Origin of the sequence: Kosakonia sp. H7A (assembly GCF_003028445.1) — a bacterium.
Taxonomy (GTDB): domain Bacteria; phylum Pseudomonadota; class Gammaproteobacteria; order Enterobacterales; family Enterobacteriaceae; genus Kosakonia; species Kosakonia radicincitans.
Map to the genome: position 1 here is coordinate 669,325 of NZ_PYTZ01000002.1, position 23,866 is coordinate 693,190.

Annotated in this window: 21 protein-coding genes; 20 read left to right on the forward strand and 1 reads right to left on the reverse strand. The window is 56.2% G+C overall.

What is annotated here, in order from left to right:
• Position 1 precedes the first annotated feature (1 nt).
• Genes tssC through CWM66_RS11215 form a run of 3 tightly spaced genes read left to right on the forward strand, consistent with a single transcriptional unit; the run spans position 2 to position 2,488 of the window.
• Positions 2–1,501, forward strand: a complete 1,500-nt coding sequence (gene tssC, locus CWM66_RS11205) for a type VI secretion system contractile sheath large subunit (RefSeq protein ID WP_007371676.1) — start codon at positions 2–4, stop codon at positions 1,499–1,501.
• A 34-nt stretch (positions 1,502–1,535) separates the two neighbouring features.
• A complete protein-coding gene (locus tag CWM66_RS28900; protein WP_233218382.1) occupies positions 1,536–1,997 on the forward strand; it encodes a Rap1a/Tai family immunity protein in 462 nt (153 codons plus the stop codon).
• A complete protein-coding gene (locus CWM66_RS11215) occupies positions 1,994–2,488 on the forward strand; it encodes a T6SS effector amidase Tae4 family protein (RefSeq protein ID WP_107146652.1) in 495 nt (164 codons plus the stop codon). The genes CWM66_RS28900 and CWM66_RS11215 overlap by 4 nt, the downstream gene beginning before the upstream one ends.
• A gap of 61 nt (positions 2,489–2,549) precedes the next feature.
• Here CWM66_RS11215 and CWM66_RS11220 read toward each other — a convergent pair whose 3' ends face one another.
• Positions 2,550–2,759 (reverse strand): hypothetical protein, encoded by a 210-nt coding sequence (locus CWM66_RS11220; protein WP_035887412.1) that lies wholly within the window; start codon positions 2,757–2,759, stop codon positions 2,550–2,552.
• 264 nt (positions 2,760–3,023) lie between these two features.
• Between CWM66_RS11220 and CWM66_RS11225 the strand changes: the two genes are divergently transcribed.
• The 17 genes from CWM66_RS11225 (at position 3,024) to CWM66_RS11305 (ending at position 23,861) form a co-directional block, all read left to right on the forward strand.
• Positions 3,024–3,506: a type VI secretion system tube protein Hcp gene (locus CWM66_RS11225; RefSeq protein ID WP_017457017.1), complete on the forward strand. Its 483-nt coding sequence runs from the start codon at positions 3,024–3,026 to the stop codon at positions 3,504–3,506.
• Between the two features lie 155 nt (positions 3,507–3,661).
• Positions 3,662–4,057, forward strand: coding sequence for a putative T6SS immunity periplasmic lipoprotein (locus CWM66_RS11230; protein WP_083566007.1), 396 nt, complete (start codon positions 3,662–3,664; stop codon positions 4,055–4,057).
• 125 nt (positions 4,058–4,182) lie between these two features.
• Positions 4,183–5,970, forward strand: a complete 1,788-nt coding sequence (tagH, locus tag CWM66_RS11235; RefSeq protein ID WP_035887407.1) for a type VI secretion system-associated FHA domain protein TagH — start codon at positions 4,183–4,185, stop codon at positions 5,968–5,970.
• The gene (locus tag CWM66_RS11240) at positions 5,967–6,761 is read left to right on the forward strand and encodes a PP2C family serine/threonine-protein phosphatase (protein WP_007371684.1); all 795 of its coding nucleotides are present in this window, start codon (positions 5,967–5,969) and stop codon (positions 6,759–6,761) included. The genes tagH and CWM66_RS11240 overlap by 4 nt, the downstream gene beginning before the upstream one ends.
• Before the next feature lie 20 nt (positions 6,762–6,781).
• Positions 6,782–7,771 carry a hypothetical protein gene (locus tag CWM66_RS11245; protein WP_007371685.1) on the forward strand — a complete coding sequence of 330 codons (990 nt, stop codon included), beginning with the start codon at positions 6,782–6,784 and terminating at the stop codon, positions 7,769–7,771.
• Between the two features lie 9 nt (positions 7,772–7,780).
• The gene (locus CWM66_RS11250; protein ID WP_107146653.1) at positions 7,781–8,593 is read left to right on the forward strand and encodes a type VI secretion system accessory protein TagJ; all 813 of its coding nucleotides are present in this window, start codon (positions 7,781–7,783) and stop codon (positions 8,591–8,593) included.
• Positions 8,586–9,155: a type VI secretion system baseplate subunit TssE gene (gene tssE, locus CWM66_RS11255; RefSeq protein ID WP_035887401.1), complete on the forward strand. Its 570-nt coding sequence runs from the start codon at positions 8,586–8,588 to the stop codon at positions 9,153–9,155. Before CWM66_RS11250 ends, tssE begins: the two co-directional genes overlap by 8 nt.
• 2 nt (positions 9,156–9,157) lie before the next feature.
• Positions 9,158–11,029 carry a type VI secretion system baseplate subunit TssF gene (tssF, locus tag CWM66_RS11260; RefSeq protein ID WP_007371688.1) on the forward strand — a complete coding sequence of 624 codons (1,872 nt, stop codon included), beginning with the start codon at positions 9,158–9,160 and terminating at the stop codon, positions 11,027–11,029.
• On the forward strand, positions 11,026–12,069 hold the full coding sequence (tssG, locus tag CWM66_RS11265; RefSeq protein ID WP_107146654.1) for a type VI secretion system baseplate subunit TssG: 1,044 nt from the start codon (positions 11,026–11,028) through the stop codon (positions 12,067–12,069). The genes tssF and tssG overlap by 4 nt, the downstream gene beginning before the upstream one ends.
• Before the next feature lie 44 nt (positions 12,070–12,113).
• Positions 12,114–14,726: a type VI secretion system ATPase TssH gene (gene tssH, locus CWM66_RS11270; RefSeq protein ID WP_107146655.1), complete on the forward strand. Its 2,613-nt coding sequence runs from the start codon at positions 12,114–12,116 to the stop codon at positions 14,724–14,726.
• A gap of 26 nt (positions 14,727–14,752) precedes the next feature.
• On the forward strand, positions 14,753–16,189 hold the full coding sequence (locus CWM66_RS11275) for a serine/threonine-protein kinase (RefSeq protein WP_107146656.1): 1,437 nt from the start codon (positions 14,753–14,755) through the stop codon (positions 16,187–16,189).
• Positions 16,190–16,338: 149 nt separating this feature from the next.
• Positions 16,339–16,719 (forward strand): DcrB-related protein, encoded by a 381-nt coding sequence (locus CWM66_RS11280; protein ID WP_107146657.1) that lies wholly within the window; start codon positions 16,339–16,341, stop codon positions 16,717–16,719.
• Between the two features lie 58 nt (positions 16,720–16,777).
• A complete protein-coding gene (locus tag CWM66_RS11285; protein WP_107146658.1) occupies positions 16,778–19,012 on the forward strand; it encodes a type VI secretion system Vgr family protein in 2,235 nt (744 codons plus the stop codon).
• Between the two features lie 14 nt (positions 19,013–19,026).
• Complete coding sequence (locus tag CWM66_RS11290; protein WP_071920948.1) at positions 19,027–19,413, forward strand: DUF3592 domain-containing protein; 387 nt, start codon at positions 19,027–19,029, stop codon at positions 19,411–19,413.
• Positions 19,414–19,636: 223 nt separating this feature from the next.
• Complete coding sequence (locus CWM66_RS11295) at positions 19,637–22,177, forward strand: DUF2169 domain-containing protein (RefSeq protein ID WP_071920947.1); 2,541 nt, start codon at positions 19,637–19,639, stop codon at positions 22,175–22,177.
• Positions 22,174–23,259 (forward strand): pentapeptide repeat-containing protein, encoded by a 1,086-nt coding sequence (locus tag CWM66_RS11300; protein ID WP_107146659.1) that lies wholly within the window; start codon positions 22,174–22,176, stop codon positions 23,257–23,259. The genes CWM66_RS11295 and CWM66_RS11300 overlap by 4 nt, the downstream gene beginning before the upstream one ends.
• Positions 23,256–23,861, forward strand: coding sequence for a DUF3540 domain-containing protein (locus CWM66_RS11305; protein WP_107146660.1), 606 nt, complete (start codon positions 23,256–23,258; stop codon positions 23,859–23,861). Before CWM66_RS11300 ends, CWM66_RS11305 begins: the two co-directional genes overlap by 4 nt.
• The last annotated feature ends 5 nt before the right edge of the window (positions 23,862–23,866 follow it).

Consider the following 23,866-nt stretch of genomic DNA (forward strand, 5'->3'; position numbering starts at 1 on the left):
CATGAGCAATCCCTCGCAACAACATGAACAGCAGGGCGCCCAGGCCTTCAGCCAGGATGAATTTAGCTCACTGCTGAACAAAGAGTTCCGCCCGAAAACCGACCAGGCGCGTTCGGCGGTAGAAAGCGCGGTGAAAACGCTGGCGCAGCAGGCGCTGGAAAATACCGTAACCTTCTCCAACGACACCTACCGCACCATTCAGAACCTGATTGCCGGTATCGATGAGAAGCTGTCGCAGCAGATTAACCAGATTATCCACCACGAAGAGTTTCAGAAACTGGAGAGTGCCTGGCGCGGCCTCAGCCATCTGGTGAATAACACCGAAACGGATGAGATGCTGAAAATTCGCTTTATGAGCATCTCCAAGCAGGAACTGGGCCGTAACCTGAAGCGTTTTAAAGGCGTCGGCTGGGATCAGAGCCCGATCTTCAAAAAAATCTACGAAGAAGAGTACGGTCAGTTCGGCGGCGAACCGTTTGGCTGCCTGGTGGGCGATTACTACTTCGACCACAGCCCGCAGGATGTTGAGCTGCTCGGCGAGATGGCGCGTATCGGCGCGGCGGCGCACTGTCCGTTTATCACCGGCACCGCACCAAGCGTGATGCAGATGGAGTCCTGGCAGGAGCTGGCGAACCCGCGCGATCTGACGAAAATCTTCCAGAACACCGAATACGCCGCCTGGCGTTCTCTGCGTGAATCGGAAGATGCTCGTTACTTAGGCCTCGTAATGCCGCGCTTCCTCTCCCGTCTGCCGTACGGCATTCGCACGAACCCGGTGGATAGCTTCGATTTTGAAGAAGAGACCGACGGCGCGAACCACAACAACTACACCTGGGCAAACGCCGCTTACGCGATGGCGACCAACATCAACCGCTCCTTTAAAGAGTACGGCTGGTGCACCTCGATTCGCGGCGTTGAATCCGGCGGGGCGGTGGAAAATCTGCCGTGCCACACCTTCCCGAGCGACGATGGCGGCGTGGACATGAAGTGCCCGACCGAGATTGCCATCAGCGATCGCCGTGAAGCGGAACTGGCGAAAAACGGCTTTATGCCGCTGATCCACCGTAAAAACTCTGACTTTGCCGCCTTTATCGGCGCGCAGTCGCTGCAAAAACCGACCGAGTACCACGATGCCGATGCCACCGCCAACGCGCGTCTGGCTTCCCGTCTGCCGTATCTCTTCGCCTGCTGCCGTTTTGCGCACTACCTGAAGTGCATTGTGCGCGACAAAATCGGCTCCTTCCGCGAGCGCGACGAAATGGAGCGCTGGCTGAACGACTGGGTGATGAACTACGTCGACGGCGACCCGGCCAACTCCTCGCAGGAAACCAAAGCGCGTAAACCGCTGGCCGCGGCCGAAGTGCAGGTACAGGAGATCGAGGACAACCCTGGCTACTACGCCGCGAAATTCTTCCTGCGTCCGCACTACCAACTGGAAGGTCTGACCGTGTCGCTGCGTCTGGTGTCAAAACTGCCGTCACTGAAAACCAAAGAGGCGTAAGCAGAAGGTGCCGCAGGCAGGATGTGCCTGCGGCATGAAGGATTTCATAACAGAAGGATATGCGATGAATCTATATCGAATAGCTGTTAGCAGTCTGCTGGTTTTCTCAACCCTGGTTTTAGCAGAAACACAAACTTATCAATACCCTCGGGCCCAATCATTACCGGAAGATGATACCTCTGTATTTCCACGCGATCCGTCTCTGTTAACCGGGCACGATGTGAATTTGACTGCCGAACGTTTTTTTAATGCCTGGAGCAATAAAGATAACGAGCGAGAACGTATCAAAGCGGATATGTATTTTCTCGGGGTGTTGGATGCAACGGAAGGGAAAGCGTGGTGTGGGTATAAGAAGATACTGCCGGGTTCTGCCCATGAGCACGTTTTCTCGCGTCTGGCAAAGCTGAGTACTGAACAGCGTAAACAACCTGCCGCCAACTTTATTGTTGAGTCGATGAAGGAATTTCTGCCTTGCAAAAAAGGGAGCCAAAAATGAGACCGTTATACGAGCAATTAAAAAAGCAGCATTACTCATCAAATGATACCCGCGCAGGATATGTTGCTCCCGATGTTTTATTTTCGGAAATTGGCTATGACTATAACGATTTAATACGGCAAGGCGAGCAATATAAGAATACCTGTGCCGTAAGAATGAGTTTGGCTCTGCTGAAATGTAACATCGAATTTGCGGGGCGTTTTACAATAAAAAATGGCCCGTATAAAGGCAAGAAATTTGAAATGGGTGCCAAATTGCTGGCCGACCAATTAAATCGGGCTGATGTTTTTGGTAAAGCGGAAATCTACACCGATAAAGTCCAGGGCGGGCGAGCACTGTTAAAACGCCGGGGTGTAGTATTCTTTAATAAAATTGAGGGGTACGGTGGGGGGCATATCGATATGCTGGAACCGCTGACCAGCAACTCTTTTCTCTGTAATTCGGACTGTTATCCGTATTGTCAGGAAATCTGGTTTTGGGAATTAAAATAGTTGCTATTATTGCCGCATCCATAGCGATTTACGCCGTCGCGGAAAAAATAAAATCGAAGATTTAATTTTTCCGGTAAAACTTAATAGAAAAGGTAAAGGCAACAATCACGACGAGTAAAAATACCGCCTTGCCGAAGAGGGTTCCTGTGGCAGCAAGTGTGAAAGTTTCATAGCGGGCGACATTAAACACTGACTCAATAATATCAATAAAAGTGTAGATGCCGACGACCGCGAAAAGGCAGATCAATAATAGCGCAATACCCTTTTTCATTTTATGACTATCCAGGTTAATAGAAGACAAAAGGGGGATTTTAGGTAGCGCTGTCAGCATTGTCTAGTGCTATGCGGACAACAACAGTGACGAGTTTTCAATTTCCTGCAATACGCGGGAAAGTGAAAAACTGTACGGCTCCCGGCTGTACAGCAACGAGGCAGAGGTAAAATATGGACGGTTTTATTCGGCCCCATGCTTACCCGTTTGCCATATAAGCGCTTTTTCGAAAGCAATATTTATCATTAACGAAGAGTAAATATTATGGCTATTGATATGTTTCTGAAGGTCGATGGAGTTACGGGTGAATCTAAAGACTCTAACCACACCGGCTGGACTGATATCACATCTTTTTCCTGGGGTGCTTCACAGCCAGGGAATATGAGTGTTGGCGGTGGCGGCGGTGCCGGTAAAGTCAATTTCAACGACCTTCACGTAAATGCACTCATTGATAAATCCACGACGGCTATCCTGAAACACTGCGCCAGCGGTAAGCACCTGACCAAGGTTGAGCTTTCCGTCTGCAAAGCCGGTGGTCAGCAGGTTGAATACGCACGTATCACGCTGGAAGATGTGCTGGTGACGTCTGTTCAGTACACCGGTGCGGATAACGGCGACACCGTGGGTGTGACCTATGCATTCCAGGCTGCGAAAGTGAAACAGCAGTACTGGGAGCAGTCTTCTTCCGGCGGTAAAGGTGCTGAAACCAGCGCTGGCTGGAACATCAAGGAAAACAAAGAAGCGTAATGCTGCTCTCTTTTTGACGCGCATTACGGCAGGCACAGAGCAGCGGCTCTGTGCCTGTATCCGCAAAAAGACATTATTGAGCCTGATGGTAAACAGAAATATATTATCGTGCTTGAGTTAATTCTTAAGCGTTACCGGGGCAGGAAAGCCTGGTTATGAATAAAATAGCGTTGACGAGCCTGGTGTTAATCACGCTGAGCGGTTGTCAAAGCCATCCGCCGCAATATGCTTCTGCGGGGGTGGAAATAAAAGATAACCAGCCGTGCTTCAGTATGACACCCTCGTCCTCCACGGCGCCTGTTGCCACAGCGCCCACCATTAATAAACTGAATGGCAGCGAATGGCAGACGATGACATCACCCGCAAACTGGCAACCAACACGCGTTATTTCTGCCAGCCATTGCACCGTCTGGCCTGACATCAACTGGCAGGCAGGTATTTACGATGTGGTGTTTAAAGTGAGTGATGGCAATAACGCAACGCGTTATGCAACCCGTTTTATGTTGACCCGCTCCGCGCAAGGTGAGCTTACGGTGCAAAAACAAGAATAAACGAGCGAAGTTTTGCTCCGGTGGGCTGCTCCGGGGCCACTGAAATCATATTCAGGTATTCAAACGCAGCCGCTTTATGGAAAACGGCGCCGTTTGAGTGCACATAACTCCAGCAGGAATATGCTATGCGATTCACGATTATTACCAGTAAACCCGGTCATCAGCCGCCGCAAAGCCGCTGCGACTTTTATCCGCCTGGCGGCACTATCGGCCGCGGCACTGATAACAACCTGGTGCTGCCGGATAACGACCGCTCCATCTCTCGCTTACAGGCGATTGTTCATATCGCTGGTAATGGCGAGTGTCGCATTACCAATCGCGGCAATGTGACCCGCGTAGTGCTGAATGATATTCCCCTGGAACGTGGCCGTCAGGTCGAATTGCAGGATGGCGATATTCTGGGCATTGATGAATACCGTATCGAAGTTACCGAGCTGATTCAGGATACGCAGCCGGTAAGCCGTATGGCGGAGGAGATGTATCCGAAGCACGTTCAGCCGCAAGTGGCCAAACCTGCGCCCGCGCCGACACCGAAAAGCGTAGCGGAAAACGCCCCGGCGTCAGTGCCAACGGAAATCTGGGACAGCCTGATGCAGGAGTTCTCCATCTCCGACAGCATCTCCAGCAACCGGGCGAAAACGCCGGAAGCGCAAAATCTGAACCCTTTTGCCGCGCCGAAAGAGCCGGAACGTAACCCGGAAGATCCGCTCTCGCTGTTGAATAACAACGAGCCGCTGGTGACGCCGAAAACGCTCGCTTCCGATCAGCTGTTTAACGATGAACAGCTCTTTAAAAATGACAGCATCTTTAACGACGTCACGCCATCCGCACTGGTGCCCCCGGTTGATCGGGCTGCGCAAAAACCTGCGCCGGAAGCGGATGAACTGGATCCGCTGGCGCTGTTTGGCGGCGGCAGCACGTCGGCGGCACGCAGCGACGATCCGCTTGGGCTGTTAAGCGGCGCAGTGCCGCTGGCGCATGCGGATGAGATTGTTCCGGCGAAACCCGCCGGGCCAATCATCACCGATCCGCACAGCGTGACGCCGCCGCAACAGCCGCAGCCGATCATCACCGAACTGCGCGCGGAAGATCTCAGCGGCACGCCGCTGTTCGTCGATGATGAGCCGGAACCGGTGTCGGAGCCGCAGGATTATGCGGGTATCACGCTGCCGACGCCGCAAGCGGTACAGCGCAGCGCGGCGCAAACGCCGAAAGGGCGTCTGCGTATCGATCCGCTCCAGAGCAACAACGAAGTGCGCAGCGCGCCAGCCGCTGGCAATGGCGACAGCAGCGATGTGCTGAAAGGCGAGCTGCTGGACGCGTTACTGGAAGGTATGGGGCTTGGCGATATGCAGCCGGTGCCGCAGTTCGATAAAGAGAACATGCGTCAGCTCGGCCAGATGCTGAGCATGTTTTCCCAGGGCACCGTTGCGCTGCTCTCCTCGCGCTCGATTCTGAAACGCGGCGTTAAAGCCGATATGACGATGGTGCTGGATGACGCCAACAACCCGTTCAAGCTGCTGCCGTCGGGCAAAACCGTGCTGATGCAGATGTTTGGTACGCGGATGCCTGGCTTTATGCCGCCGAAAAAATCGGTGCGCGATGCGTTGATCGACTTACAGGCGCACCAGTTAGGTATGATTTCCGGGATCCGCGCGATTATCGCCGCGATGTTGCAGTCGTTTAACCCGGAACAACTGGAAGATGACGCTAAACGCGACGGCGCCACCGCGCGTCTCGGCGTACTCTCGAACCGTAAAGCCGCTCTGTGGGACTACTTTGTGCGCACCTACGCGCAAACGGCGGGTGAAATTGACGATGACTTCCATACCCTGTTTGGCGAAGCGTTCCTCCACGCTTATGACATGGAGGTTAACCAGTACAAAGACTCACAAAGCGGATCGGAAGAATGAATATCAGCACGGCCTCCATATCCCGACAGGGCGAACGTGCCAGTAATCAGGATCAGACCGGGGAGAACATCGGCGAGCGTGCCGCCTGCTTTGTGGTATGTGACGGCATCGCCGGGTTACCCGGCGGCGACGTAGCGGCCGCACTGGCGCGTAATACCATCATCAGCCGGTTTGATGGCGATGAGCACCTGAATGCCCAGTACATTCGTCAGTACGTCAACGATGCTAACCGCGCTATCCGCGAGGAGCAGAAAGCGGTGCAGGATTATCACCGTATGGGCACGACCATGGTAAGCCTGTTTATCGACCGGGATTATCAGCTTGCCTACTGGGCACACGCGGGCGACAGCCGCCTGTATCTCTTTCGTCGCGGCTGGCTCTATCATGTCACCACCGATCACAGCCTGGTGCAGCAGATGAAAGATGCCGGGCATCAGACCGAAGGCATCAACGGCAACTTGCTCTACTTCGCGCTGGGTCTTGGCGAAGATGAACGCGAGCCAAGCTACAGCGATGTGGTGCCGATCGAAGATGGCGATGCCTTTTTGCTCTGTACCGATGGCTTCTGGCACGGTGTCAGTGAAGAGCAGATGCAACAGTCGCTGCATATGGTGAATACGCCGGATGAGTGGCTGACGCTGATGAATCAAATCCTGCTGAAAAACAGTGTCGGGGCGCAAACCCAGCAGGACAACTATAGCGCCGTAGCGGTGTGGATGGGCACACCTCAGGAGACGACGCTACTGCATACGCTCTCTGAAGCCGCCCAGTTTTTCCCTCTTCGTGATTGATACAGCTTACAAGGACTTTTATGAAACTTTGGCTACCGGGTTTGGCTCTGCTGGCGGTGTGTGGCAGCGTACAGGCAGAAAACTACCGCATCGTGCAGTCGCCTTCGCAAAAACTGGATGTCTGGATCGATAACATTGCGGATAACACGCCGAAAAGCTGGTGCAGCAAAACGTTGCCGCTGCGTATTGTTGCCAGCGGCGATAAAAAACCTGCCGTTCTGAACAACTTCTTACCGCGCCTTGGCGCGCTGCTGGAAAACCAGTGCGGTACGCTGACGCAGGTGCACTGGAAATTGACTGACCCGCAGGGCGCGACTCTGGCTGAAGGGACGGCCGATAAAGCGAAAGAGTGGGCGCCGGTCGTCACCTCAACGGGCGCAACCGCGGCCGCTTCAACGTCCACATCCGCCGCCCTGACGCCGCCAACCGAGCGTGCTGAAGATCTCTCCCCGGCCGCTAACCGTACGCCGTGGCAGGAATTTACCCTGCAGGACGGCTGCCATCTGCGCACCTTCTGGCAGGGCGATGCCAGCGCGCCAGCGCTGTTTATTCCGGCGAAAGAGGATGGCAAATGTGAGAAGGGCGGTTGGCTGAACGGGCGCAGCGAAGTGACGCAGATCAGCAACGGCAGCGAGAAAAAGATCACCATGACCTTTGTCCACGGTTTCCCGGTGAGCGGCCTGAGCGACAGCGTTGACGCCGATCGTCTGCTGATCACCACCGTTAACAACGAGCGTATGGTCGTCAGCGAAGGCAGCCTGGCGCAGAGCTGGATGATCCTGCCCTACGTCAACAGCCTCAACGGCTGGCAGGCGAACGGCACAGTGGCGGTGGAAATCTCCCGCGATGTCGCCAGCGATGCCACTCGTTTGCAGGCGCGCCTTGATGAAGTGCGCAAAGCCTGGACGCCGTGGTTTGAACCGGGTACGCACCTTAATATTCTGCTGATCGATTCGTTGCACCCGCAGCTGCGCGATCCGGCGGTCGGGACTTACAAGACCCTGAACTAAGGAGCGGCGATGAACACCTTGTTGCAACAACTGGCAGGCGAATCCCTGCAGGAGAGCCTTGCCCGGCTGGAAAGCCGCATCCGTACCCAGCCAGGCGATGCCGATCTGCGTGCGGCTTTTGCCCAGCTTCTCTGCCTTGACGGTAACTGGCCGCGCGCGCTGGCGCAACTGAAAAGCTGGCAGGCGCTGAAACCGCAGGCGCAACCGACGGTGACGCTGCTGGAGCAGGCGATCAACGGTGAACGCCAGCGTGCCGACGTGATGGCTGGTCGCGCCCGTCCGGTAGCGCCAGATCGGCAGTGGCCGTGGCTGGCAGCGATGGTCAGCGCGCTGGACCCGGAATCCACCGAACCTGCCGCGCACCGTGAAGCCGCACTGGAGAACGCCGAGGCGAACCCCGGCCAGCTGACAACTCAGGATGGCGAAACGCACACTTTCGACTGGCTGATGGACGGTGATTGCCGCTTTGGTCCGGTCTGCGAAGCGATCGTCAATGGCCGCTATTTCTGGCTGCCGTTCAGCGCGATTGCCTCTATGCAGTTTCAGCCGCCGGCCAGCGTCACCGACCTGGTGTGGCGCCATACGCTGGTGCGTTTGCAGGATGGCAGCGAACAGGTGTGCCAGATCCCGGCGCGTTATCCGCTGGATAGCGAAGCCGAAGACCGCTTTAAACTTGCCCGCGTCACCGAGTGGCAGGCGTTACCGGGCGATGCGCCACACTTCCTGGGCCACGGGCAAAAAGTCTGGCTCAACGACAGCGCCGAGTTCTCGCTGCTCGATCTGGTCACGCTGAGTTTCGATACGGCCGTTGCAGATGAGTAATTCCGCCCACGATGAAGAGAGCGATCTGCTGCGCAGCGGCTGGCGCTCGCGACGCGGCAAAGAGACCGTCGGCGCACGCGACAAAATGCAGCCGTCGCTACTCGATCGCCTTACCGATGACGCGCCGGACAAAGTTCAGGAGCCGCTGAACAGTAATCTGGTCTCCCATGCCACGCTGCGACGCCACGTACTGCGTGATTTGCAGTGGTTGTTCAACACCATCAACAACGAAGCGCAGCAGGATCTGAGCGGCTTTGACGAAGTGCGCCGCTCGGTCGTCAATTTTGGCGTGTCGCCGCTGGCGGGCAAGCGGATGTCGGACATCGAATGGCAGGATATCCAGCGCAAGCTGACCAACGCGATTTTGCATTTTGAACCGCGCATTTTGCCGCAGGGCTTACAGGTTCGCTGCATTTCCGATACCCAGTCGCTGGATCTGCACAACGTGTTGTCGATTGAGATCAAAGGGCGTTTGTGGTGTGTGCCGTATCCGCTGGAGTTTCTGTTCCGCACGGATGTGGATCTGGAAAACGGGCATTTCGAGCTGAAAGACGCGGGGTAATCATGGACAGCAAATTACTGGAGTACTACAACCGCGAACTGGCCTGGCTGCGCGAAATGGGCCAGGAGTTTGCCGGGCGCTATCCGAAAGTGGCCGGACGCCTCGGTATGCGCGGCATGGACGTTGCCGATCCGTATGTCGAACGCCTGATGGAGGGCTTTGCCTTCCTGACCTCCCGCGTACAACTGAAAATGGACGCCGAATTTCCCCGCTTCTCCCAGCGTCTGCTGGAGATGGTGGCACCCAACTATCTCGCGCCGACGCCGTCGATGGCGATTGCGGAGCTGACGCCGGACAGCGCGAAAGGGGATCTGAGCAATGGCTTTGTGGTGCCGCGCGGTACCATGATGGACAGCCAGGTGATGAAGAAGAATGGCGTTACCTGTAGCTATACCACCGCGCATGATGTCACGCTGTTACCGCTGAAAATCAGCCAGGTGGAACTGGGCGGCGTACCTGCCGATCTGCCGCTGGCGAAAGTTGGCCTGAGCCAGCGCGGGGCGCAAAGCGCGCTGCGTATTCGTGTGAGCTGCGATGGCCCGGTCAACCTCGGCCATCTCGATTTCGATCGCCTGGAACTGTTCCTCAGCGGCCCGGATATGCAGGCGCTGAAACTGCTGGAACTGCTGATGGGCCACCAGGTGGGCATTGTTTGCCAGTCCAACAGCGCCGGTGCGCCGTTGCAGGTGCTGGCCGATGACGCATTGCAGCAGGAAGGCTTTGCTGCCAGCCAGTCGTTGCTGCCGGACGATCTGCGCAACTTCGATGGTTACCGTCTGTTGCAGGAGTATTTCGCCTTCCCGCAACGCTTCCTGTTTATCAGCCTTCAGGGGCTGCGTTCAATGGTGGCGCAAAGCGGCGATGCCACCTCGTTCGATATCATCATTCTGCTGGATAAAGCCGATGGGCAACTGGAGCGGGTAGTGGATAAAAACCACCTTGCGCTGCACTGCACGCCGGTGATTAACCTGTTCCCGAAAGTGGCCGAAAGGCAAAAGTTGAGCGAAAACCAGCACGAATACCACCTGGTGGTGGATAACATTCGCCCGCTCGATTACGAAATCTACGCGGTGCGCAAAATCCACGCCAGCGTCGATGGTCAGCGCGATGAGCAGACGTTTCGCCCGTTCTGGAGTAGCTGGAGCCAGGACGAAGGCAACTACGGCGCTTACTTCTCCGTGCGCCGCGAGCAGCGTGCGTTATCGGAACATGCGCAGCGCTACGGTACCCGTACCGGTTATATCGGTTCCGAAGTGTTTGCCTCGCTGGTCGATGAGCAGCATGCGCCGTGGCGCGAAGATTTACGCTATATCACCGCTGAAGTGCTGTGTACCAGCCGCGACTTACCGCTGATGTTGCAGCAGGATATGGGGCAGTTCGTGATGCCGGATTCGCTGCCGGTGAAATCCCTGCACCTGCGTAAAGGCCCGACGCCGCCGCGCCCGGCGCTGGCGGAGGGGCTAAGTACCTGGCGGTTGATCAGCCAGTTGCAGATGAACTATCTCAGCCTGATGGACGGTGATGATGGTGAAGGCGCGGCCGCGTTGCGCCAGCTTCTGGGCCTGTACACGCGACTGGCGGAAGCGCCGGTAGCGCGCCAGATCGACGGCGTGCGCCACTGCGTGCTGGAGCCGGTGCATCGCCGCGTGCCGGAGCCGGGGCCGATTGTGTTTGCTCGCGGTATTGGCATTACGCTGACGGTCGATGAGCAGGCGTTTTCCGGCTTCAGCCCGTGGCTGTTCGGCAGCGTGCTGGAGCGCGTTTTCGCCCGGCTGGTGGGTATGAACAGCTTTACCGAGTTCACCCTGAAAAGCCAGCAGCGCGGTGAAATCGGCTACTGGCCGCCGCGCATGGGCAAGAGGGCGCTGATATGAGCGAAGCCCTGACCAGCGCGCCGCAGATTGTCCGTGCCAGTTCGCTGCCGGAGACATTCTGGCAGAACGTGATGGCCACGCCGTGGCGCTACGATCTGTTCAGCCTGCTGCGGCGTATTGACGCCCGTGGCGGGGAACGTTACCCGCTCGGGCGCGCGCCGCTGCCGCGTTTTGAATCGGTGCGCATCGGGCAAAAACCGTCGCTGGGCTTTGCGCCGTCGACCCTTGCCGACGTGCGTAAGCGCGACGGTTCGCCGCTGTACGATATCTCCATTCTCAGCTTCGGGTTGTTCGGCCCGAACGGTCCGCTGCCGATCCATCTGACGGAATATGCCCGCGAACGCATCGATCACCACCAGGACGATAGCCTCAGCGCCTTTGCCGATCTGTTTCACCACCGGCTGTCGCTACTGTTTTATCGCGCATGGGCCGATGCGCAGCCGACGGTATCGCTCGACCGGGGCGACAACAAACGCTTTGAACAGTACATCGCCTCGCTAATCGGCATGGGCCTACCGGGGCAACTGGAAAAAGGCAGCCTCAGCCCGCATGCGCGTTTTGCGCTGGCCGGGCATCTGACGCGCAATGGACGCGATCCAGAAGGGCTGGAGAAGATCCTGCGCTGCTATTTCAATGTGCCGGTGTCCATTGTCGAAAACGTGCCGCAGTGGATGCCACTAAGCGAACGTGAACGTGCGCGTTTGCAGGGCGGTCGCCATGCGCCACGCCTTGGGCAGTCGGCCTTTTTGGGTAAAGCCGTGCGCGATGTGAGCCATAAGTTTCGCATCGAAATTGGCCCGCTGTCCGCCGATAGTTACCGGTGTTTCTTGCCCGGCGAAAAAGCCGTGACCGAGATGCGCGACTGGGTGCGCCAGTATCTTGGCATCGAATATGAGTGGACGCTGCGCGTGATCCTGCGCCATGAAGATGTCGCTGGCGCCACGCTTGGCGGCACGGGTCGTCTTGGTTACAGCGCCTGGCTTGGCGCTCAGCCGCAGCCGCAGCCGCGCGGAGATTTGGTATTCAGCCCGGAAGGATAACCTTTCGTCTTATTCATCTGACGTGACAACTAATGGAATTTACAATGTCGGAAATTAGCCGCGCCGTCCTGTTCGGCAAACTCGATACGCTGTTATTTACCTCGCTGGAAAGCGCCACTGCGTTTTGCAAACTGCGTGGCAACCCCTACGTCGAGCTGGTTCACTGGCTGCACCAACTGATGCAACAGTCAGAGGGCGACCTGCAACAGGTGATCCGCCACTTTTCGCTGAATGAAGAGGCGCTGACGCGGGATATCGTCGCCGCGCTCGATAAACTGCCGCGCGGTGCAAGTTCAGTCTCCGATCTCTCGGAACATATCGATACCGCCGTTGAGCGGGCGTGGGTTTACGGTTCGCTGAAATTTGGCGTCACGCGCATTCGCGGCGGCCATCTGCTGGCGGGGATCCTGAAAACCTGGAGCCTGGCGACCGTGCTGAAAGGCATTTCGTCACAGTTTGAGCGGGTGAGTGCCGATGCGCTGCTCGACAACTTCGAGGCGATTTTCGCCAACAGTAAAGAGACGCAGCAGACGGCAACCGCCGTTGGCGATACCGCCGCCGCGCCGCAACAGCAGGGCACGCTGGCGCAATACGGACAGGATCTGACGGCCAGAGCGCGCGACGGCAAAATCGATCCGGTGGTGGGCCGCGACGAAGAGATCCGCCAGATGGTCGATATTTTGATGCGTCGCCGCCAGAACAACCCACTGTTAACCGGCGAAGCCGGGGTCGGAAAAACGGCGGTAGTGGAAGGGTTAGCGCTGCGCATTGCTGCAGGCGATGTGCCGGAACCGCTGGCGAACGTGCAACTGTGGCTACTGGATATCGGCATGTTGCAGGCGGGCGCGGGCATGAAAGGCGAGTTCGAAGCGCGGCTGCAAGCGCTGATCAACGAAGTGCAATCCAGCCCGACGCCGATCATTCTGTTTATCGACGAAATTCACACCCTGATTGGCGCTGGCGGCCAGCAGGGCACTGGCGATGCCGCCAACCTGCTGAAACCGGCGCTGGCGCGCGGACAGTTGCGCACCATCGGCGCGACCACCTGGGCGGAATATAAGAAATACATTGAGAAAGATCCGGCATTAACCCGTCGCTTCCAGACCGTGCAGGTTGCCGAGCCGGATGAAGAGAAAGCGGTATTAATGCTGCGCAGCACGGTTTCCGCGCTGGAGAAACACCATCGCGTGTTGCTGCTTGATGAAGCGGTTGTCGCCGCCGTGAAGCTCTCTCACCGCTACATTCCGGCGCGTCAGTTGCCGGATAAAGCCGTGGCGCTGCTCGATACGGCCTGCGCCCGCGTCGCCGTCAGCCAGAGCGCGCCGCCGCCGCAGCTGGAGGATTGCCTGCACCGCATTGCTGCGCTGGAGGTGGAGATTGAGATTGCCAACCGCGAAGCGAAAATGGCGGCTGGCGACAGCGGGCGGGTAGAGAAATTAACCGCCGCGCGTCAACAGCAGGAACAACTGCGCAATGAGCTGACGCAGCGTTGGCAGCAGGAGCAGGCGCTGGTTGATGCCATCATCGCGCTGCGCGCACAGTTGCATACCGCAGCGGAAGAAGAGCTGGCCGCTTTACGTGATTCGCTGGCGCAGCAGCAACAGGCGCTTAAAACATTGCAGGGCGACGCGCCGCTGCTGTTCACTTCGGTTGATGCCAACGTGGTAGCTGCGGTGGTCTCCGACTGGACCGGCATTCCGCTGGGACGGATGGTGAAAAATGAAATCGATGCGGTGCTGAAACTGGCGGATACGCTGAATGAACGCGTGATCGGCCAGCGCCACGGTTTGGAGTTGATCGCCAAACGCGTGCGCACCTCGCGCGCCCGCCTCGACGATCCGAACAAACCGGTCGGCGTGTTTATGCTCTGCGGTCCTTCCGGCGTGGGCAAAACCGAAACTGCGCTGGCGCTGGCGGAATCGCTGTATGGCGGCGAGCAGAACGTTATCACCATCAATATGAGTGAGTTCCAGGAAGCGCATACCGTCTCGACGCTGAAAGGCGCACCTCCGGGCTACGTCGGTTATGGCGAAGGCGGCGTGTTAACCGAAGCCGTGCGCCGTCGCCCTTACAGCGTGGTGCTGCTGGATGAGATCGAAAAAGCGCATCCGGACGTGCATGAAATCTTCTTCCAGGTGTTTGATAAAGGCTGGATGGAAGATGGCGAAGGCCGCCATATCGATTTTCGCAATACCATCATCATTCTGACCTCGAATGTTGGCACCGAGTTGATTACCGGCATGTGCGCCGATCCGGAACTGATGCCGGAACCGGACGCGCTGCGTGATGCACTGCGTCCGCCGCTGCTGCAGGTTTTCCCGCCCGCGTTGCTTGGGCGTTTGCTGGTGGTGCCTTATTTCCCGCTCAGCGACGAGATGCTGGCGCAGATTGTGCGTTTGCAGCTTAAGCGTATTCAGCGCCGTCTGGAGGAGAACCACGGTATTGCCTCGGAAATCGATGACAGCGTGGTCGGGCAGATTGTGGCACGCTGTACCGAAGTTGAATCAGGCGGCCGTATGGTGGACGCCATCCTTACGAACACTCTGCTGCCAATGATGAGCCAGCTATTACTCGACGCCAGTGCGCGGGACGAGCAATATAAGCGCTTACGTGTCACGCTCGAGCAGGGTGAGTTTCACTGTCAGTTTGCGGCGTAAAGCCATTATCAAGAGAGTTTTCCACTATGACGGATCACGATAACAACCGGAGTGTACCGAATGCACTGCCGCCAGGATATCGCTTCAACGAGTTCGAAATTAAAGAAGTGATTGGCGGTGGTGGTTTTGGCATCGTCTATCGCGCCTGGGATCATCAGCTTGAACGTACCATCGCGATTAAAGAGTTTATGCCCTCTTCACTGGCTGTACGCAACGACGACATGACGCTGGTGCTGCGCAGCGAGCGTTTTAGCAAAGCTTTTACCGCCGGGCTTAACAGTTTTATCCAGGAAGCACGTCTGCTGGCACGTTTTAACCACCCGAACCTGCTGCACGTGCTGCGTTTTTGGGTGCAGAACGATACCGCTTATATGGGCACGGTGTTCTACAGCGGCACCACGCTTTCCCGCCTGCGCGAGAAAAACCCAACGCTGATTAACGAAGCCTGGATCCGCCGCATGCTGCCGATGCTGCTGGGCGCCATCAAAACCATCCATGACGAAGGGTATCTGCATCGCGATATCTCGCTGGATAACATTCAGATCCAGGATAACGGCTTGCCGGTGCTGCTCGATTTCGGCTCCGCGCGCCGCAGTATTGGTTCTGTTTCGGACGAAACGGAAACCATGCTGCGTCCGGGCTACGCGCCGATCGAACAATACACCGACGACAACGAAAGCGAGCAGGGGCCGTGGACTGATATTTACGCCCTTGGTGCGGTGCTGCATACGCTGATTATCGGCTCGCCGCCGCCGGTCAGCGTGGTGCGCAGCATTCAGGACACCTATATGCCGCTGGTACAGCGCAACCTGCCGGGGTACACCCCTTCGCTGTTGCAGGCGGTGGATCGCGCGCTGGCGTTGAAGATGGAAGATCGTCCGCAGACTGTGGATGAATTCGCTGCGCTGATTGAGATGCCGGTTGCCGGGCTTGGCGATGTGATGAGCGTTAAACAGCCGGGCACCATGCTGGTACCGGTTGAAGAGGCAGACGAAAAACCGGCGGCACCGGGCTGGCAACGCTACAAATTGCCAGGCCTGGTGGCGGCAGGTGTGATTGTCGGGATAATCGCCGGGGCAATGTTGTTTGGCGGCAGTTCAGCGCCGGAAGACGCGGCGCAGACCGCCAGCGTGACGCCGGAAGAACAACCCGCACAGCCGGTACAGCAGCCTGCGCGGGAAGCACCTGCTGTGCAGACGCCGCCAGCGCAGACCGCAGCGCAAAGCGCCGAGTCGGTGGTCAGCCAGACGCCTGTCGCGCAACTTTTTGTGCGCATGAAAGAGGGCGAAAAACTGAGCCTTAATGGCGAAGCGCAGTCGGTTTCTCCGGCGACCAATGGTTTTGCCTCACTGAAACTGCAACCCGGTCGTTACGAAGTGCTCCTGCAGGGGAATGGTCAGAGCCGCAGTCAGACCATTACTATTGCTAAACCGGGTACCTGGTTAATTAATCCACAACCTTAACCAACACTATTTCGCCGGGTAATATTGTGCCCGGCAAAACGCGGGGAGAATTATCTCCCCCACATCTCTCTCGCATTACAAATAATGTGATGTCGTCCTGTTTCGATCGTTACGGTTGTATTGCCCGACATATTAAAAAAGACAGAGCCATGAATTTATTAACACACAGCAACAACGGTGACAGTGAATTTACGTTTGTCGTGTCTCGATCCAGTGCTCAACCCGATGATAAAGTTCATACCGTCGCCGCAAAAAAAACACGTGAGCTGGAAATAACCCTCACAGATTTTCATCTTGAATCTTCACAAATGCTGGAAGTGGACGGTTATCCCGCCGTCGAACTTTTTTATCAATTCAAAAATGATAACCGCGTTATTTATCAGCGTCAGACGCTAATTTTGCTGGATGATGCGGTTTCCGGGAAAAAGATGGTCAGCTATGTAGGCACCTGTCCAGGTGAATTCAGTGAATATCATCAAAAACAATACCAGGAAATTATCCAGAGCATTAAATTTCATCGCGCAAAATAAAACATATCAGTGATGCAGTTATTATCGCTGAGATAAACTTAATTACGGATGCAACGTTATGGTGAACAGAATATCGGTCAGGCTGCCCGTGGAGGGGCTGCTTTTCTGGAAACTCTCCGGGCGCGAGGCGCTGTCGGAGCCGTTTACGCTGGCGCTGACGGTCCTGGGGACGGATGCGCGTATCGACCGCAGCAAATTGCTGGGCCAGCCGGTGACGGTGACGGTCCCGACGCAGACAGGCACGCGTTACTTCAACGGGAAAGTGACCCGTGTGGCGGTGAGCGCGACGGAGCTGTCGGGCACGCGCTATGCGGTGTACCAGCTTACCGTCGAGCCGGATGTGTGGCCGATGAAACGCGACCGCAACCTGCGCATCTTCCAGGGGCAGACGGTGCCGCAGATTGTGAAAACGCTGCTCGGTGAATACCAGGTCAGTCTGGAAGACCGGCTGACCGGCAGTTACCGCGTCTGGGATTACTGCGTGCAGTACCAGGAGAGCAGCTTCGACTTCATCAGCCGGCTGATGGAGCTGGAGGGGATTGCCTACCACTTCAGGCATGAGGCCGACAGACACACGCTGGTGCTGACCGACGACGCCTCCGGATTCAAACCCTTCCCCGGCTACGAAACCATTCCGTATCACCAGACGCCGTCCGGCGGCAGTACGGATGAAGAGGGCATCAGCCAGTGGGCGCTGGAAGACAGCGTCACGCCGGGCATCTACAGCCTCGACGACTATGATTTCCGCAAGCCGAATGCGTGGCTGTTCCAGGCGCGGCAGAACCCTTCATCGCCGCAGCCGGGGAGCATTGACGTGTATGACTGGCCGGGGCGTTTTGTCGAGCACGGCCACGGCGAGTTTTACGCGCGTATCCGCCAGGAGTGCTGGCAGGTGGAGCACCAGCAGATACGGGGCACGGCCACGGCAGTGGGCGTGGCACCGGGCAGCACCTTCACGCTGTATAACGCGCCGTTTTTCAGCGATAACGGCGACTACCTGACCACCGCCGCGACCTACTTTTTTGAAGAGAACCGCTACGCCAGCGGCAGCGACGGGGAAACGGAGCACCGCACCGACTTTACGGTCATTCCGTCGTCGGTGGTGTACCGGCCGGCGGCGGTGACGGCGTGGCCGCGCACCTACGGCCCGCAGACGGCGAAAGTGGTCGGCCCGCAGGGGGAGAGCATCTGGACGGACAAATATGGCCGGGTGAAGGTGAAGTTCCACTGGGACCGTCTGGCGAAGGGGGATGACACCAGCTCCTGCTGGGTGCGGGTCTCCAGCGCCTGGGCGGGCCAGGGCTTTGGCGGGGTACAAATCCCGCGCGTCGGCGACGAAGTGGTGATCGACTTCATCAACGGCGATCCGGACCGGCCAATCATCACCGGTCGCGTCTACAACGAGGCCAGCATGCCGCCGTGGGCGCTGCCGGATGACTCGACCCGCATGGGATTTATGACCCGCAGTAAAGATGGCAATAAAGATAACGCCAGCTACTTGTTCTTTGAGGATCGTCCAGGCAGCGAATCCGTTGAACTCCATTCTGAAAAAGACATGAAAGTGTCAGTCGAGAATGATAAGACGGTGAATGTCGATGGCAACCGCACCACTACGATCCTGAAAGAGCAGAAAGATGATGTCACCGGTGACGGCACGTTCTACTACCGCGCAAAACGCACCACCACGGTGGACGATGCAGAAACCACAACGTTCAATAATGGCCAGACAGAAACCATCAAGAATGGCCGCACGCTGGATATCACCAGCGGTGGTGATACCGTAACAATAAAAGGTGGACGCACGACCAATATTGAAGGAACTGAGTTGCACCATGTCACCGACAAGCTAACAGAAAAATATGATAGCGGTCAGGAGACAACCATTGCTGCGGGGGGAAGGAAAGAGACCATTGATGGTGGTGTGACGATTGACGTAAATAGCGGTAACTGGACACAAAATGTGAATGCCGGGACAATCACAGTTTTTAGCCCGGATGTAATAACCATCAAGAGCGACAGTAAAGTGAGTATTGATGTTCCTTTTATGGTATCCCGGGCTTCCTCTCACAAAGAAAGTTTTGTAGGTAATAACTTCAGCATGACTGGCGCGTCTGAGAGTATTACGGGGGTCTCCGCATCTCGAACGGGCGCGTCGCTCTCACATAGCAACGTCTCAATTTCACACAATACTTTCGGATATAGTAATAAAGCTATGGAGATCAGACAGATAAAAGCAGTCGTGAAATCGGGCGGTTTATCGATGTCTTCTAAACTGTTGACTCTGTTTTTATGAGATCAGGAAAAAAAATGAGTAATGCTTTTATCATATCAATGGTCGTTATTGCCCTTGTCTTTGGTGTCTTTCCCATTGCGAGATTTCTTTACACCACGCTTTATCCTTATCTCAAAGACGGTTTTTCGCAGGATGCCGTATTAAAAAATGGGATCGCCGTTAACGCTGATATTATTTATACCGAGCAAACAAGCAGTTGGGACGGTAATAAACCGGTGTATAAATTAACACTCAGATTTAAGACGGCAGAACACCAGGTGGTTGAAGCGACAACAATGAAGGCCTTGACCTTTAAAGAAATTGAGCAGTTTAAAGAAGGCAATGGCACAACAATAAAATATGACCCGAAGGATCCGAAGAAAATCGCTATTTACGACAAGCCGCTAGTACTTGGTCAATAAACGAAGATGCCAGTATGGATTGAGAGCCGGTTAATAGTGACTCAATTCACTCTGGCATTTTTACTGTATAGCACCGCCAGCAGTTTGCATGAGCCGCCGCCGACGCACATTAATTAAGAGACAGGCAACACTGCAAGCCCCCATTCAGACACAATCTTCCAGACGTACTAAATAAAAAAATTTACCACTCCAACACCATACTTAATCTTCCAAAGGATGTTTTATGAAGATTATTAAACCGCTACGACTGAGCGTATTAAATCGGCCATTTCGTTTGCAGGGACAAAATCACCTGGGTGTTTCTGTTATGGCGCTCGCCGATATGAGTGCCTCGCCGCAAGTGCGGCCCGAAGTTGAACTGTGGCAACTGGCCGCCAGCGAGTTACAAACCAGCGGCGGAGTAGTGGATATGGCCATTCCGAAAGCACGTGCGGAATTCCTCGCCACGGGATACGCCTACACGCAGCATCATCAGGACAAAACGACCTGCGCGGTACGCATCGAAGTCGATAAACTGGTTAAAACACTGGCTGTTACCGGCGATCGCTACTGGGCGGGTTCGCGGCCGACAGAGCCACAGCCGTTTGAACAGATGCGCCTCGACTGGAGCCGGGCTTTTGGCGGCGCAGGGTATGACGAAAATCCGCACGGCGTTGGGGCCGTGACGGAGACGCACAACGGCACGCAGTATCGCCGCCTGCCCAACATTGAAGCGTTGCATCAGCGCATGGTTTCACCCCGTGAAAAGCCTGAACCAGCAAGCTTTGGCCCGCTGGATTTGCTGTGGCCGCGCCGTTTTCGCCGGATGGGTAAAAACTATGATGCTCGCTGGCTGCAGCATGATTTCCCCGGTTTTGCTCCCGATATCGACTGGCGCGTATTTAACGCCGCCAGCCCCGATCAGTGGTGGGAAGATCGCGATTCGCTGCCGCCGCAGGCCACCTGGCGCATCTGGAATATGCATCCGCAAAAACCTGTGCAGGAAGGCACATTACCGCCCTGGCAGGCGCGCTGCTTTATCCAGCGTCAGCGGGGTGATGAGATCCTGTTTGAAGAGATTGCCCTGCGCGCTACCACCGTATGGTTTTTCCCGCATCTGGAGCAGATGGTGCTCATCTGGCAGGGCAATCAGCGAATAAATGAAGACGATGCCGCTGACGTGCTGCATCTGATGCCCGCGCTGGAGAAAAACGGCGCAACACGCTCTGTTAACCACTACCGCAAAGTGCTCAATCAGCGCCTCGACAAAGAAAAAGGTGCGCTGTTTGCCTTTCGCGAGAAAGATCTGCTGCCAGAAGAGGTCATCTGTGCCTGGATCGATAACGACGTGCAGGAAAATCACAGCCCGATGCGTGAAAACCAGAATGCTCGTGCGCTGCAGTTGCGCGAGCAGCACCGTGCGAGGATGGAAGCGCAGGGCAGTGATGTCAGTGACATCCTGAAAGAGAGTGACGAGCCTGCGCTGCCAAAGCTTGATGAACTGCCTGAGTTTATTGAAGAGATGGAGCGTAAAGCTGCCAACATGCAGCAGCAGGCCGAAGCGCGTAAAGCTGAGATGGAAGCACGCTACGCGGATGCCGCAGGCGGCAATAACGCCGTTCGCGGGCCGGAATCAATGCACCGAATGCAGGAGTTGCTGGCGCGTAACGCCTCCCAACTGAGTGAGAAGAAGCTGGCCGAAAGCCGGGAAGCGCTGCACCAGATGTATCTGATGTCCGCAGCCCAGCAACCGCCAGCCATCAAACTGACGGGCGACATTGCGATGATTATCCGCCAGCGTGCGGAACGCACCATGGCGCAGGGTGGCGATTTCAGCGGACTCGATCTGACCGGGGCGGATTTTTCCGGAATGGATCTCCGTGGCGCAAACTTTCATAAGGCGTTGCTCGAGTGCGCCAATCTCAGCGGTTGCCAGCTTGAGGGCGCGAACCTGACTCAGGCGATGCTGGCGCGTGCTGATTTGCAAAACGCATCGCTGCGCGGATGCCAACTGGATCATGCCTGCCTCGCGCTGGCGCAGTGCAAGCAGACGGATTTTCACGGGGCGCAATTTACGGAGACGGAAATGAGCGGCGCCCTGTTCGAGGCCTGTGATTTCAGCCATGCCCGCATCAGCAATGTGCTGCTGCGAGAGACGGGATTCAGCCAGTGCCTGTTTCAGCATGCAATGCTGGATAACTGTGTCTTTATGGAACTGGTGCTGCCGCAACCTGACTTTAGCCACGCGGCGATGACAAAAACCAGCTTTATCAAATGCGAACTTCTCAGCGCGACATTCGCTCATGCCCAGCTTGATAGCTGCTCCTGGGTGGAGAGCCAGCTTGAACACGCTCACTTTGCCCATGCCTCGCTGATTACCTGCGCCGTCGCATCGGGCGGCTCGCTGGCGGGGGCGGATTTCAGTGGCGCGCATCTGAAACAGAGTAACTTCCGTCAGGCGCTGCTGATGCGGGCGCATTTTCGGCGGGCAACGCTGGATAACAGCGATTTCAGCGAAGCACAGTGCGAAAATGCCGACTTCAGCGGTGCGACGCTCACTGGCAGCCTGTTTATGCGCACCGATTTTCGCCAGGCGCGCTTTAACGAGGCCAATCTGATGGGGGCCATGTTGCAAAAGAGCCGCCTTGAAGGTGCCGATCTCAGCTATGCGAATCTGTTTCGTGCTGATTTATCGCAATCCATTACCAGTAAAGCAACACACTTTCACGGCGCTTATACCAAACGGGTAAAAACGCTGCCGAAGCGTGATGGAGAGGTGATATGAGCACATTAACTGCGGCGCAATTACAGCAGAAAGTGAAGGGCGGCGAAGCCATTATCGAACTTAGCCTCAATGGTATAGACCTGCGGGGATGCGATCTCTCTGGCGGTATCTTTCAGGAGGTTTCGCTACAGGGTGCGAATCTGCAAGGCGCGAACCTGAAGGAGAGCATCTTTACCGAATGTGAATTTCGCGGTGCGAACATAGCCGGGGCAAAACTGGATGAAACCATCTTTAACCAGTGTGCAATGCCGGGTATTAACGCCAGCGGTACGACCTTAACGCACTGTGTGTTTAATGAGTGCAATCTTGTTAACAGCGATTTTTCCAGCTCGACCAGTGACGCCAGTCAATTTATGCGCTGTTCCCTGATCAACAGCCTGTTCACCGACTCGGCGCTGGAACGCTCCACTTTTTATGAAAGCCCGCTTGATGGCGCAGCTCTGGCCAATTGCCGCAATCTGATGACGACCTGGTTTTCTATCGATCTGCGTGAGACAGATATGCAGGGGAGCCAGTTTGAGCGGTCGGTCTTTTTTAACTGCGACCAGCGCGGGAAACGCTATGTGCAGCAGCAGTTTATCGGCTGCCAGTTTACCGATAACCAACTGGATGGCGTGGATTTTACCGGCGCGCAGCTTACGCAATGTAACTTTAAAGGCGCATCGCTAAAGCAGGCGCAACTGTGCAGTGTCAACGCGACTCAGGCGCTGTTTATGGAAGCTGACCTGAGCGGTGCGAACGCCCAAAGCAGCGTGTTTGATCAGGCTATTTTTGTCGGTGCGTCACTCAATCAGGCAAGTTTTAAACAGAGCCGCTTTTTCCAGAGCATCCTGCAACAGATTGCAGCACGGCGAACGGAATTTACCTTGTGCGATTTTACCTACGCTGATTTTTCTTTTGCCGATGTGCGTGAAGCCGATTTTCGCGGCGCCGCGTTCTCCCGCACGCGCTTCCATCGCTCCCGGCAGGACAATGCGCGCTTTGCCGATCGCAAAGGCATCCTCGAATACGACGAAGAGTTACTGGCGGCGGAAGCCTGGAGCGCCGAACGCCACAGCAAAATCTACGGAGATCTCCTATGAACAATATCAACCATCAACTGCTTACGGCGGCGATCCCGGCCGGGCAATTCGCAGCGCTTGTGACCCACTGCTTCGATGACGGCAGCCTGATGGTCGAAAGTGAAGGGCGCGGCTGGCACTGCCGTCGGGCAGTTAGCTGCGTCATTGCGCCGCAGGCGGGCGATACCGTACTGATTAGCGCGGTCGAAAACCAGATGTGGTTGCTTGCTGTACTGGAGCGGCTCAACCCGAATAGTGCTGAACTTAGCGTGCCGGGCGATTTGCATATCACAAGCCAGGGCGCGTTAAGTCTGAGCAGCGAAGCCTTGAATATCAATGCGCTACAAAGCGATTGCCATATCAGCGAGATGAACTACAGCGGCGAAAAAATCTCGGCCTGGGTATCGCTGTCGCGCATTGTGGGGAAACGCGCGGAGTCGATCTGGCAGACCGTCACGCAGCTCAGCCAGCAGCTTTTTCGCCACACGCGCCAGACCGAGCATGTCCGCGCCGGGCAACTCGATATGAAAGCGGAAGATTATCTGCGCCTGCATGCGCAAAATACCGTGATCACCTCGAAAGCGATCACCAAAGTCGATTCTGAACAGATCCATATGGGGTAAGGAGG